Raw genomic sequence first — 12,664 nt, 5'->3', positions numbered from 1 at the left:
CCAGTAGGGGTGCCATCCGCTGCGCCAGCGGGGCGCCCGTCGCGCCCGTTCAGTCGATCTTGACCTTGCCGGCCTGAATCACCTTGGCGTACTTGGCGATGTCGCTGCGGATCAGCTGCCCGAAGTCGGCAGGGCTGTTGCCGGCCGGCTCCAGGCCCATGGCCAGCAGCTTGTCGCGCGTCTCGGGCTGGGCCAGCATCTTGAGCAGCTCGGCGTTCAGCTTGTCGACGATGGGCTGCGGCGTGCCGCGCGGCGCGACGATGCCGTACCAGGTGCCGTCTTCGAAGCCCGGCAGGCCCGCTTCGGCCAGCGTCGGCACCTCGGGCAGCGCCGCCACGCGTTTGGCGGACGACACCGCCAGCGCACGCAGCTTGCCGCTCTTGACGAAGGGCACCAAGGTCACGAGGTTGTCGAACTGCGCGTCGAACACGCCCCCCAGCAGGTCGTTGGTGGCCGGTGCGCTGCCCTTGTAGGGGATGTGCGCGACCTCGATGCCCGCGGCCAGCGCGAAGTTCACGCCGCCCAGGTGTTGGGCCGTGCCCGTGCCGCCGTTGCCGACCGTGACCTTGCCGGGCGAGCGCTTGGCCAGGTCGATCAGCTCGCGCGCGGTGTGCGCCTGCACCCTGGCCGGGTTCACCACCAGCAGCAGCGGTGCCTTGACCAGCAGCGCGATCGGCTGAAAGTCGGTGGCCGAGTCGTAGTTGAGCTTGGGATACAGCGAGGGGTTCACCGCCATGAAGCCGGCCGCCGCCAGCGTCAGCGTGCTGCCGTCCGGTGCGGCCTTGGCACCAGCCTCGGCGCCGATGTTGCCGCCCGCGCCAGGTCGGTTCTCCACCAGCGCGGTCTGGCCCCAGGCCTGCTGCAGGTGTTGGGCCACCAGGCGGCCCAGCGTGTCGGACGCGCCGCCGGGCGGGAAGGGCACGATCACGCGGATCGGCTTGTTCGGGTAGTCGTTCTCTGCGTTGGCCAGGCCGGGCGCCAGCGCCGCGGCGCAGGCCAGTGCCACGGCAGCACGGCGGGTGAGGGCGGGCAGGATCTTCATGCAGGTTCTCCTCGAAGTGGTGCAGGCCGTCAGTCGATGCGCGCGCCGGAGTCGCGCACGACTTTGGCCCAGCGCTCGGTCTCGCGGCGCAGGTAGCTGGCGAAGGCGTCGGCGCTGCCGCCCATCGGTGTTACGCCCATGCCGGCCAGTTGCTGCTGGAACGCCGTGTCCTGCAGCACGCGCTGCATCTCGGCGTTCACGCGCGTGACGATGTCGGCCGGCGTGCCGCGTGGCGCCAGGATGCCGAACCAGACCGTCATGTCGAAGCCCGGCAGCGTCTCGGCGATCGCCGGTACCTGCGGCGCGGCCGCCGAGCGCCTGGCGCTGGAGACACCCAAGGCCCGCACGCGCCCACCCTGCACCTGCGGCAGCACGGCCGGCATCTGGTCGAACAGCATCGCCACCTGGCCGCCGATCAGGTCCTGCATGGCCGGCGCGCCGCCCTTGTAGGGCACGTGCACGATGTCCACGCCCGCAGCGGACTTCAGCATCTCGGCCGCCAGGTGGCTGGAGGTGCCATTGCCGTTGGACGCGTAGTGCAGCTTGCCGGGGTTGGCCTTGGCATGCGCGATCAGCTCGGCCAGGTTCTGCGCCGGCACGCTGGGGTTCACCACCAGCAGGTTGGGCACGCCCGCGTACAGACCGATCGGTGTCAGGTCCGTCAACGGGTCGAATGGCATCTTGGCGTACAGCGCCGGGTTGATCGCCATGCCGATCGGTCCCATCAGCAGCGTGTAGCCATCGGCCTCGCTCTTGGCGACATGGTCCATGCCGACGTTGCCGCCGGCGCCGGCGCGGTTGTCGACGACCATCGGCTGCCCCAGGCCCTGGCCCAGGCGGTCGGCCAGCAGCCGCGCGAGGATGGTGGTGGTGCCGCCGGCCGCGAACGGCACGACCAGGCGGATCGGTTTGTGCGGCCACGCGGTTTGCGCGCGTGCGTTGCAGGCCAGCAGGGCCAGGCCGGCGGCCGCGAGCGCGGTGGCGCGGCGGCGGGTCAGGGCGGTACCTTGCATGTCTCCTCCTTTTTGAAATGTTGCGTCAGACGACCGTGTAGCGGTCGACGAAGTCCTGCCGCACGGTGATGCCCAGGCCGGGCCGGTCGGGGATCTCGACCGTGCCGGCGGACACGGTGAACTGCTCTTCGGCCAGCTCCTGCAGCAGCGGGTTGGCACCCACCGAGTACTCGAGCAGCCAACCGGCCGGCGAGGCCGCCGCCACGTGCATGCCGGCGGCGAAGGCCAGCGCCCCGGTCCACAGGTGCGGTGCCAGCTTGAGGTTCCAGGCCGAGGCGATGGCGCCGATGCGCATGGCCTCGGAGATGCCGCCGCAGATGGCCAGGTCGGGCTGGAACACATCGGCCGCGCGCAGCTCGGCGATGTCGCGGAAGTCGAAGCGGTTGAACTCGCTCTCGCCGGTGGCGATCGGGATCGCCGTGGCGGCGCGCACCTCGGCCATGCCGCGCTTGTCGTCGGCCGTCACCGGCTCTTCGAACCACAGCAGGTTGCAGTCTTCCACCAGCCGGCAGAAGCGCTTGGCCTCGGCCACGGTGTAGGTGCCATGGGCATCGCAGGCCAGGCCGATGTCCGGGCCCAGGGCTTCGCGTGCGGCACGCACGCGGCGTGCGGAGTTCACCGGGTCGCCGTCGATCACGCCCACGCGCATCTTCACGGCCGAGAAGCCGCCGCGCTCGACGTAGCCCAGCAATTGCCGACCGATGCCGTCGGCGTCGGCCCAGCCGCCCGAGGCATAGGCCGGCATGCGCTCGGCCTTGCGCCCACCCAGCAGGCGCCAGACCGGCGCGTTCAGATGCTTGCCCAGCAAGTCCCACAGCGCCAGGTCGATGCCGCTCATGGCCGACACCGACACGCCACGCCGGCCGAGGATGGGGAACACGTGGCCATGGGCCAAGGCATAGTGGCCGCGGCAGCCGCTGTACATCAGCTCGGTCAGGCGGTTGATGTCGCGCGGGTCTTCGCCCACCAGCTGCGGACCGAACTTCTGGTTGACGATGGCCACCACGCCGTGGCTGTTGCCTTCGCTGCCGACTTCTTCCTTGGCCTCGCCCCAGCCGACCAGGCCGCAGGCGGTCTCGATGCGCACCAGCACCGAGTCGAACGAGGCGACGCGGCCGAAGTCGGACACATGCTGCTTCTCGTAGGGAATGGGGACGTGCAGCCAGCGCGCGTGGACGCTCTTGATCTTCATGGGTTGTCTCGGTTCAGGGTGGACCAGCGCGCGAGGATGGCCTCGCGCGCCTCGGGGTTGACGCAGTGGCGCGGCAGTTGGCCTTGCAGCATCTGCAGCAGCTGGTCGGCCACGCCGCGGCTCATGCGGGCCATGGCCTCGTCGGTCAGGCCAGCCAGGTGCGGCGTGGCGAGGACCTGGGGCAGTTGCAGCAAGGGCGATGCAGGCGGCAGCGGCTGCGTGGAGAAGACGTCCAGCGCGGCGCCGGCGAGGCGGCCGCTGTGCAGCGCATCCAGCAGCGCGGCCTCGTCGATCACGGGGCCACGTGCCACGTTGACCAGGCGTGCGCCGGGCTTGAGCAGGCCGAGGCGGCGCGCATCGAGCAGACCGCGGGTCTCGGGCGTGAGCGGGCAGGCCAGCACCAGGTGGTCGGCCAGCGGCAAGGCATCGTCCAAGGCCATCTCGCGGATCTCGCCGCCGGGCCGCGGCGTGCGCCGCACGCCGATGGCCTGCATGCCGAAGCCCAGTGTGCAGATGCGTGCCAGCGCCTGGCCGATCGCGCCCAGTCCGACCACCACCAGGGTCTTGCCCTGCAGCTCGCAGGCGCCGTCGGCCAGTGCGCGTGCGGCCGGCCAGCCGTCGCGGTGCAGTGCGGCGTCGATCGCCGGCAGCCGGCGCGCCAGGGCCAGCATCTGGGCCACGGCGTACTCGGCCACGCTCTGGGCGTTGGCGGCGGGCACGTTGGCCACGGCCACGCCGTGGTGGCTGGCCAGGCCCACCGGGATCATGTCCAGCCCAGCGCCATGCCGCACCACGGCGCGCAGGCGCGGGGCGTTGTCGAACAGTGCGGGCGGCAGCGCGGCACGCACTACGATGTAGCTGGCGTCGCGCGCGGCTGCGCACAGCGTGGCGGCGTCGGTGGCGGGCGCGAGCCGCAGCTCGAACTGCGGCTGCAGTCCGGTGGCGACGGCCGCATCGATCGGGTTGGTCAGCAGGACCAGGGGACGTTCTGCCGGCATCAGGTGGAGCGGGGGTCGAGTTGGGTCATCCAGTAGCGCTCGACGTTGCCGAGATGCGCGTTCAGCACGTCCTGTGCACGCGCGCCGTCGCCCTGGGCAACGGCATCGCGCAAGGCCTGGTGCTGAGCCAGCGAGCGGCGGGCGTTGGCCGGGTCGGCGAAGTAGTGTTCGCGCCGTGCGCGCGAGGCCAGCCAGAAGGCATTGGCGGCGCGCTGGATCAGCTTGTTGCCGCTGGCCGCGCACAGCGCGCGGTGGAAATCGGCGTCCTGCTCGGCCAGCGACTGGCCGGATGCCAGGCGGTCGGCGGAGACGCGCAGCACGGTGTCGATGCGGGCCAGGTCGGCCTCGGTGCGGCGCTGGCACGCCAGTGCGACCGACTGCACCTCCAGCATGGAGCGGAACTCGTTGAGGTCCTGCACATCGGCGCCGGACATCGGCAGGCCCAGGTCGGCTTCCAGCGCCAGCATGTCGACCGAGGCTTCGCGGGCGACATCGCGCAGGTAGATGCCCGATTGCGGCCGCCGTTCGATCACGCGCATGGCCTCCAGCGCCGCCAGCGCCTCGCGCAGGATGCCGCGGCTCACCTGGAAGCGCTCCGCCAGCTCGCGCTCGGACGGGATGCGCTCGCCTGGCGCATAGCCGCGTGCGCGGATGAACGGAAGGATGCGGGCCAGCACGTGGCTGGTATCGAGGATGTGAGCGGTCAATTGGTGAGACCAAATTGGTTAGGCCAAACTGGTTAAACCAATTCTCGGGTGTCCGCGCCGTGGCCGCGCCTGGGGTTTACCCAGGCCGGGTGCTCGATGTCTTCAGGCGTCGATGAACAGTGCCGGGTCCACCATGGCCCGGTTCAGCATCACCGACCAGTGCAGGTGCGGTCCGGTCACGCGGCCGGTGGCACCCACCTTGCAGAAGGCGTCCCCTGCGCGCAGCTGGTCGCCCGGCTTCACGTCCATCGCGCTCAGGTGGCAGTACATGCTGAGCAGGCCGGCGCCATGGTCCAGCCAGACCGTGCCGCCGTTGAAGAAGTAGTCGCCGACGTCGACCACGCGGCCATCCAGCGGCGCACGCACGGGCGTTCCCGTGGCCGCCGCGATGTCCATGCCGCTGTGCGGATTGCGGGCCTGGCCGTTGAACACGCGGCGCAGGCCGAACGAACTGGAACGCCGGCCCGGCACGGGCACCTGCATCTGCAGCCGCGGCGGCACCGCCGGGCTGAAGGTGGCCATCACGCCGGCCAGGTGCTCGCGCTCGCGTTCGTAGCGGGCCTGGTCCTCGGGCGAGAGGTCCACGGTGCGCGGCGAGACCGTCAGGCGCTGTTCCTGGTACTTCTTGGGCAAGACCCGGTAAGGCACGCGGCGCGGCGCCTCGCCCGGCGCGGTGACCGTGATCGCGGCGTCGCCGGTTGGGGCCGCCAGTGCGATGCCGACCAGGGCAGTCCATTCGATGGCGTCGCCCACGACCAGCAGCGGCACCTCGCCGGCATGGGCCTGCGGGCGGGTGGCGGCGGGGCCGAGCGACAGGCGGGCCACGCCGCCGGGGACGACCGCTGGCCGTGGCCAGACATCGGGCGGTGGCGGGAGCTTCTTGGCGGGTGCGGCCTGCAGGCCCGGCAGCGTGAGCAGGCCGGCGGCGCCGAGCAGGGCGGTTCGGCGGGAGGGGTGGAAAGGCATGGGCCGATTGTGGCCGCCGTGCCCATCCCCTCTCAGCCCGGGGCGCCGGTCTCCGCCAGCCGCCGTGCGTAGACCGCCAGCACGATGCGCTCGGAGTGCACGAGGTAGTCCTGCAATGCCGCCGCGGCCTCGGCATAGCGCCCGGCCTCGGTCAGCTCCAGGATTTTCACGTTCATGTCCACATAGGGCGCGTGCAGGAACTCGGCGTCCTGCAGCATGCCGAAGGCCAGCCGCAGCTCGGCCAGGATGGGCGTGAACATGCCGTTCAGGCGCTCGCTGTCGGCCAGCTCGACCACCGCCATGTGGAAGTCCATGTTGGCCGTGCCGACGCCGGACCAGTCGGCCGCAGCGCGCCGGGCCAGCGCCGTTTCCACCGCCGCGCGCATGCGCTTCTTGGCCGGATGCCGCGGATAGGCCTGGGCCAGGGCCTGGCATTCGATGAGCCGGCGCACGCGGTAGATGTCGATGATGGTCGCGATGCTCGGCACGGCCACGCAGACGCCGCGGTTGGGTGCGTGCGTGACCAGACCGTCGTGCGTGAGCATGCGGAAGGCCTCGCGCAGCGTGTTGCGTGAAACGCCCAGGCTCTCGCTCAGGCTTTGCTCGGGCAGGCGTTGGCCGGGGGCGAGCTCGCCAGCAGCGATCTGTTGGCGCAACCGGGCCGCCAGGCGTTCGGCAAGGTTCGGTTCGGAAGAGGGGGCGAGGGCGGGCGTCGGCATAGGCAGGCCTTTTAGCAGAAACCACAACCAGCCAGCATGTGGAACACCCCAAGAAATTTTCTGGAAACTGTTGTTGATTTGCGTGACCAATCAAATTACGATTGTTCAACAATCAATCGTGATGTGTCCCATCATTTGCCGCGATTGTTGCCGTCGTCCCAGTCCCTGTTCTGCCCGGAGCCACCGATGTTCAACCGCCGTCCCTTGCTTGCCGCCGCTGCCTTGCTGGCCTGGTTGCCCCTGTCCGCCAGCGCGGCCGACTATCCCGCCAAGCCGATCCGCATCGTCGTTCCCTATGCGGCGGGCGGCTCCACCGACACGCTGGCCCGGCTGGTGGCCGAGCGGCTGGGCAAGCAACTGGGCCAACCAGTGGTGGTGGACAACCGGCCCGGCGCCAGCGAGCAGATCGCGATCACGCACGTGGCCAAGTCGGCGCCGGACGGCTACACGCTGCTGCTGTCCACGCTGAGCGGCCTGGCGGTGAACCCGGGCCTGTATCCCAAGCTGCCCTACGACGTGCAGAAGGATCTCGTGCCCATCGTGCTCGCGGCCACGGTGCCCAGCGTGGTGGTGGTGCATTCCTCGGTGCCGGTCAAGACCATGGCCGAGCTGGGCAGCTACCTCAAGAGCAAGCCCGGCAGCGTGAGCTACGCCTCGGCCGGTGCCGGCACGCCCAGCCACCTGGGCATGGAGTACTACAAGCGCGCCAACGGCGTCGACCCGGTGCACGTGCCCTACAAGGGCGGTGCGCCGGCCCTGCAGGACGTGATGGGCGGGCAGGCGCAGCTGATGATCGCGCTGGTGCCCGAGGCCATGCCCATGGTCAAGGGTGGCCGCCTGCGTGCGCTGGCGGTCACGAGCAACAAGCGCCTGGCCGGCTACCCCGAGCTGCCCACCGTGGCCGAGTCCGGCGGGCAGGACCTGGACGTGACCTTCTGGTACGGCTTCGTCGCACCCACGGGCACGCCGCCGGCCATCGTCACGAAGCTCAACCAGAGCATCAACCAGATCCTGGTCGAGAAGGACGTGCAGGCCAAGCTGGCCGAGATGAACCTCGATGTGGTGGGCGGCGCACCCGCACAATTGACCGCCCTGATCAAGTCCGATGCGGCCCGTTGGAAGAAGGTGATCGACGACGCCGGCATCAAGGTCGACTGATCGCCAACCTGCCGAGGATGCCGATGCCCATTGCCCCCTCCCACGTTCTCGTCACCGGCTTCGAGCCGTTCGACAACGACCCGATCAACCCGTCCTGGGAGGTGGCGCGCGCACTCGAAGGCTGGGACTGCGGCGGCGCCACCGTGCGGGCCGTGCAGCTGCCCTGCGTCTTCGGCCAGGCCGCCGCGCGGCTCGACACCGCACTGGCCCAGTGGCAACCCCGGCTGGTCGTCGGCCTGGGCCTGGCCGGCGGGCGCACCGAGTGGCAGCCCGAGCGCGTGGCAATCAACTGCGACGATGCGCGCATCCCCGACAACGCCGGCCGCCAGCCCGTGGACACCGCGGTGGTATCAGGCGGGCCGGCCGCCTACTTCTCCACGCTGCCGATCAAGGCCATCGTGCAGGCGCTGCGTGCCGCGGGCCTGCCGGCCTCCGTCTCCAATACCGCCGGCACCTTCGTCTGCAACCATGTCTTCTATGCGCTGATGCACCGGCTCGCGGGCCTGCCCGGCGTGCGCGGCGGCTTCGTGCACGTGCCGGCCCTGCCCGAGCAGGCCGCCCGCCACCCGGGCCTGCCCAGCATGGCCCTGGCGGCGCAGGTGGAGGCGCTGCGCGTGACGCTGCGCACGGCGCTGGCCGTCGAGACCGACATCGTCGCCGCCGGTGGCCAATTGCATTGAAAGGACCCCCCCATGCACATCGACCTCAACAGCGACCTCGGCGAGAGCCTGGGCGCCTGGACCATGGGCGACGACGCCGCCATGCTGTCCATCGTCTCCAGCGCCAACGTGGCCTGCGGCTTCCATGCCGGCGACGCGGCCGGCATCCTCAAGACACTGCGCGCCGCCGCCGAACGGGGCGTGGCCGTCGGCGCCCACGTGGCCTATCCCGACCTGGCCGGCTTCGGCCGGCGCAACATGGATGTGGCCAGCAGCGACCTGCAGGCCGATGTGGTCTACCAGATCGGCGCGCTGCAGGGCCTGGCCAAGGTTGCCGGCACGCGCGTGCGCTACGTCAAGCCGCATGGTGCGCTGTACAACACCATCGCGCACGACCGGCGCCAGGCCGGCGACGTGATCGCCGCGATCCGCGCCATCGATCCCGGCCTGGTGCTGGTCGCACTGGCGGGCGCGCCGCTCGTCGCATGGGCGCGCGAGGCCGGCCTCACGGTGGTGGCCGAGGCCTTCGCCGACCGCGCCTACACGCCCGAAGGCACGCTGGTCTCGCGCCGCGAGAAGGGTTCCGTGCTGCACGACCCCGACGCCGTGGCCGCGCGCATGCTGCGCCTCGCGCGGGAGGGCGTGGTGCAGGCCATCGACGGCAGCACCGTGCGGGTGCAGGCCGATTCCATCTGCGTGCACGGCGACAGCCCCGGCGCCGTGGCCATGGCGCGCCAGGTGCGCCAGGTGCTGGAGCAGGCCGGCGTGACGGTGCAGGCCTTCGCCGCATGATGCGTTTCCTGCCCGTCAACCTGGACGCACTGCTGGTCGAACTCGACGACCTGCCGCAGACGCTGGCGCTGCTGGCCGCGCTGCAGGCCGAGCCGCTGCCAGGCGTGCTGGAGTTGGTGCCCGCGGCGCGCACCATCCTGGTCCGGTTCCGGCCCAGCGCGGTGTCGGCCCAGGCGCTGGCCACGGCCATCGCCGGTCGCCGGCTGGACCGTGCCGCCGAACGCGCCGGCACGCTGGTCGAGATCGCCGTCGACTACCGCGGCGAAGACCTGGACGCGGTGGCCCACCTGCTGGGCGCCTCGCGCGAGGAAGTCATCGCCTGGCACACCGGCAGCGAATACACCGTGGCCTTCACCGGCTTCGCGCCAGGCTTCGCCTACCTGAGCGGCGGCGACCCGCGCCTCGTCGTGCCGCGCCGCAAGACGCCGCGCACCCAGGTGCCGGCCGGTTCGGTGGCCTTGGCCGGCGATTTCAGCGCGGTCTATCCGCAGCAGAGCCCGGGCGGCTGGCAACTGATCGGCATCACCGCCACCCCCATGTGGGACCTCGCTCGGCCGGTGCCGGCGCTGCTGCAGCCCGGCTTTCGCGTGCGCTTCGTCGACGCGACGGGGCGGCCGGCGCTCCCGCGCAGCAGCGCGCCCGCCGCGGCGCCGACGGTGGCCGGCGACGGCCCGGCGCTGGAGATCGTGCGGCCCGGCCTGCAGGCGCTGTTCCAGGACCTGGGCCGCCATGGCCAGGCCGGGCAGGGCGTCTCGGCCTCGGGAGCACTGGACCAGGGCGCGCTGCGCGCCGCCAACCGGCTGGCCGGCAACGCGCCGGGCATGGCGGCGCTGGAGATCGTGGACGGCGGCTTCGCGCTGCGCAGCCAGGGCGACACGGTGCTGGCCGTGGCCGGCGCCGAAGGGCCGCTCACGCGCACCGACGCCACGGGCCGGCGCTGGCCGCTGCCGCGCCACGCGGCCTTCGCACTGGCCGACGGCGACCTGCTGGAGATCGGCGCGCCCGAGGCCGGCCTGCGCACCTACCTGGCCGTGCGCGGCGGCTTCGACGTGGCGCCTGTGCTGGGCAGCTGCGCCACCGACACCTTGGCCAGGGTCGGCCCGGAGCCGCTGCGTGCCGGCGACCGGCTGGCCGTGCGGCCCACGGTTCAGGGCGTGGTCGGTGCGCCCGAGCTGCCGCCCGCCTTGCCGACGCTGCACGAGACCGTGGTGCTCGACGTGGTGCCCGGCCCGCGCACCGACTGGTTCACCGACGAGGCCATCGCCCTGTTCGCGGCCCAGACCTGGTCCGTCACACCGCAGTCCAACCGCGTGGGCCTGCGCCTGGCCGGTGCGCAGCCGCTCGCGCGCAGCCGCCACGACGAGCTGCCCAGCGAAGGCACGGCCCTGGGCGCGGTCCAGGTGCCGGCCAGCGGCCAGCCCGTGCTGTTCCTGGCCGACCACCCGCTCACGGGCGGCTACCCCGTCATCGCGGCCGTGGCGCCACACCATCTCGACCTGGCGGGCCAGATCCCCATCGGCGCCCGCATCCGTTTCAACCCCATCCGCGCCTTCGCGCCCATCGAGCCATGAACAAAGTGCTGATCGCCAACCGCGGCGAGATCGCGGTACGGATTGCCCGCGCCTGCGCCGACTACGGTGTGCGCTCCGTCGCCGTCTACGCCGACCCCGACCTCGACGCCCTGCACACCCGCGTGGCCGACGAGGCCTGGGGCCTGGCGGGCAGCCGCCCGGCCGACACCTACCTGTCGATCGCCAAGCTGCTCGACGTCGCGAAGAAGAGCGGAGCCGACGCTGTCCACCCCGGCTACGGCTTTCTGTCCGAGAACGCCGGCTTCGCCCAGGCCGTGCTGGACGCCGGCATGACCTGGATCGGCCCGCCACCCGCCGCCATCGCCGCCCTGGGCGACAAGGTGCAGGCCCGCAAGCTCGCGCTGGAAGTCGGCGCGCCGCTGGTCGCCGGCACGCCCGGCCCGGTGCAAGGCGCCGACGAGGTGCTGGCCTTCGCCGAGCGGCATGGGCTGCCGATCGCCATCAAGGCGGCCTACGGCGGCGGCGGGCGCGGCATCAAGGTGGCGCGTGCCATGGACGAGGTGGCCGACCTGTACGCCTCGGCCGTGCGCGAGGCCGTGGCCGCCTTCGGCCGCGGCGAGTGCTTCGTCGAGCAGTTCCTGGACCGGCCGCGCCATGTCGAGGCCCAGGTCATCGCCGACACCCATGGCCATGTGGTCGTGCTCGGCACGCGCGACTGCTCGCTGCAGCGGCGCAACCAGAAGCTCGTGGAAGAGGCGCCCGCGCCCTTCCTCACCGACGCGCAGCGCACGCGCATCCACCAATCCGCCCGTGACATCTGTGCGCGCGCCGGCTACGTGGGCGCCGGCACGGTGGAGTTCCTGCTCAGCGCCAGCGGCGCGGTCTCGTTCCTGGAAGTCAACACGCGGCTGCAGGTCGAGCACCCGGTGACCGAGGAGACGGCCGGCATCGACCTCGTGGTCGAGCAGCTGCGCGTGGCCGACGGACTGCCGCTGTCCATCCTGCAGACGCCCGCGCCGCAGGGCCATGCATTCGAGTTCCGCATCAACGCCGAGGACGTGGGCCGCGGCTTCCTGCCCGCACCCGGCCCGGTGGCGGTGTTCGAGGCGCCCGGCGGCCCCGGTGTGCGCGTGGACACGGGCGTGGTCGCCGGCTCGGTGGTGCCGGGCAGCTTCGATTCGCTGATGGCCAAGCTCATCGTGACCGGCGCCACGCGCCAGCAGGCCATCGCCAGGGCCCGGCGCGCGCTCCGGGAGTTCCGCATCGAGGGCCTGGCCTCGGTGCTGCCGTTCCACCGCGCGGTGATGGCGCATGCCGACTTCACGGGCGAGGACGGCTTCGCGGTGCACACGCGCTGGATCGAGACCGACTTCGCCAACGACCTGGCGGCGGCCGTGCGCGCCGCGCCGCAGGCCGACGGGGCACTCGTGCGCACAGCCATCGAGATCGACGGCCGGCGCGTGCAGCTGGGCCTGCCGGCCGCGCTGCTCGGCGGCCTGCAGGCCCCGCGGGCCGCGGCGGCGCCCGAGGTCGCCGTCGACGCCGCCGCGCTGGCCGCCCCCGTGGCCGGGACCGTGGCGGCGTGGAAGGTGGAGGACGGCGCCGCCGTCGCCGAAGGCGATCTCGTCGCGGTCATGGAGGCCATGAAGATGGAGACCCAGGTGCTTGCCCACCGCACCGGCCGGCTGGCCCGCCAGGCCGAGCCCGGCGCCTACCTGGCGGCCGGCGCAGCGCTGGCGCGCATCGAATGAGCGCGAGCTTCGTCAGGACCGTGCAGAGTGATCCAGTGCCATAGGTGTTTTCCCGTCGTGGCGAGACTTTGTCCACCGAATCATGGACATTTGTGGTTCTGCCCGCGCCGGACCTGACGCACGGAGCGCGCGAGC

The 12,664-nt window shown here is 71.9% G+C and carries 12 protein-coding genes; 5 read left to right on the top strand and 7 right to left on the bottom strand.

Annotated features, from left to right (window positions below; genetic code table 11):
- Nucleotides 1-49: 49 nt before the first annotated feature.
- From ACSQ4M_RS24635 to ACSQ4M_RS24605, 7 genes are all read right to left on the bottom strand, one after another.
- Nucleotides 50-1,042, bottom strand: coding sequence for a Bug family tripartite tricarboxylate transporter substrate binding protein (locus ACSQ4M_RS24635; RefSeq protein ID WP_436192032.1), 993 nt, complete (start codon nt 1,040-1,042; stop codon nt 50-52).
- 29 nt (nt 1,043-1,071) lie between these two features.
- Nucleotides 1,072-2,055: a tripartite tricarboxylate transporter substrate binding protein gene (locus ACSQ4M_RS24630; protein ID WP_436192031.1), complete on the bottom strand. Its 984-nt coding sequence runs from the start codon at nt 2,053-2,055 to the stop codon at nt 1,072-1,074.
- Between the two features lie 25 nt (nt 2,056-2,080).
- Nucleotides 2,081-3,247: a mandelate racemase/muconate lactonizing enzyme family protein gene (locus ACSQ4M_RS24625; protein WP_436192030.1), complete on the bottom strand. Its 1,167-nt coding sequence runs from the start codon at nt 3,245-3,247 to the stop codon at nt 2,081-2,083.
- Entirely contained in the window at nt 3,244-4,245 is a 1,002-nt protein-coding gene (locus tag ACSQ4M_RS24620; protein WP_436192029.1) for an NAD(P)-dependent oxidoreductase, read from the bottom strand. The genes ACSQ4M_RS24625 and ACSQ4M_RS24620 overlap by 4 nt, the downstream gene beginning before the upstream one ends.
- A complete protein-coding gene (locus ACSQ4M_RS24615; RefSeq protein WP_436192028.1) occupies nt 4,245-4,952 on the bottom strand; it encodes a FadR/GntR family transcriptional regulator in 708 nt (235 codons plus the stop codon). Before ACSQ4M_RS24615 ends, ACSQ4M_RS24620 begins: the two co-directional genes overlap by 1 nt.
- Before the next feature lie 102 nt (nt 4,953-5,054).
- Nucleotides 5,055-5,918, bottom strand: a complete 864-nt coding sequence (locus ACSQ4M_RS24610) for a peptidoglycan DD-metalloendopeptidase family protein (protein ID WP_436192027.1) — start codon at nt 5,916-5,918, stop codon at nt 5,055-5,057.
- Nucleotides 5,919-5,950: 32 nt separating this feature from the next.
- Nucleotides 5,951-6,637 (bottom strand): GntR family transcriptional regulator, encoded by a 687-nt coding sequence (locus ACSQ4M_RS24605; RefSeq protein WP_436192026.1) that lies wholly within the window; start codon nt 6,635-6,637, stop codon nt 5,951-5,953.
- Nucleotides 6,638-6,823: 186 nt separating this feature from the next.
- On the opposite strand from ACSQ4M_RS24605, the gene ACSQ4M_RS24600 reads away from it, so the two are divergent.
- From ACSQ4M_RS24600 to ACSQ4M_RS24580, 5 genes are read left to right on the top strand one after another with little or no spacing between them, the layout of a single operon-like run.
- A complete protein-coding gene (locus ACSQ4M_RS24600; protein ID WP_436192025.1) occupies nt 6,824-7,795 on the top strand; it encodes a Bug family tripartite tricarboxylate transporter substrate binding protein in 972 nt (323 codons plus the stop codon).
- 23 nt (nt 7,796-7,818) lie between these two features.
- Complete coding sequence (gene pcp / locus ACSQ4M_RS24595) at nt 7,819-8,475, top strand: pyroglutamyl-peptidase I (RefSeq protein WP_436192024.1); 657 nt, start codon at nt 7,819-7,821, stop codon at nt 8,473-8,475.
- 12 nt (nt 8,476-8,487) lie between these two features.
- A complete protein-coding gene (locus ACSQ4M_RS24590; RefSeq protein WP_436192023.1) occupies nt 8,488-9,246 on the top strand; it encodes a LamB/YcsF family protein in 759 nt (252 codons plus the stop codon).
- On the top strand, nt 9,246-10,817 hold the full coding sequence (locus tag ACSQ4M_RS24585) for a 5-oxoprolinase/urea amidolyase family protein (RefSeq protein ID WP_436194065.1): 1,572 nt from the start codon (nt 9,246-9,248) through the stop codon (nt 10,815-10,817). Before ACSQ4M_RS24590 ends, ACSQ4M_RS24585 begins: the two co-directional genes overlap by 1 nt.
- On the top strand, nt 10,814-12,529 hold the full coding sequence (locus ACSQ4M_RS24580; RefSeq protein ID WP_436192022.1) for an acetyl/propionyl/methylcrotonyl-CoA carboxylase subunit alpha: 1,716 nt from the start codon (nt 10,814-10,816) through the stop codon (nt 12,527-12,529). The genes ACSQ4M_RS24585 and ACSQ4M_RS24580 overlap by 4 nt, the downstream gene beginning before the upstream one ends.
- The last annotated feature ends 135 nt before the right edge of the window (nt 12,530-12,664 follow it).

This window comes from Pseudorhodoferax sp. LjRoot39 (assembly GCF_964253035.1).
Lineage (GTDB): Bacteria > Pseudomonadota > Gammaproteobacteria > Burkholderiales > Burkholderiaceae_C > Pseudorhodoferax.
This window is presented reverse-complemented; position numbering and strand designations above follow the sequence as displayed.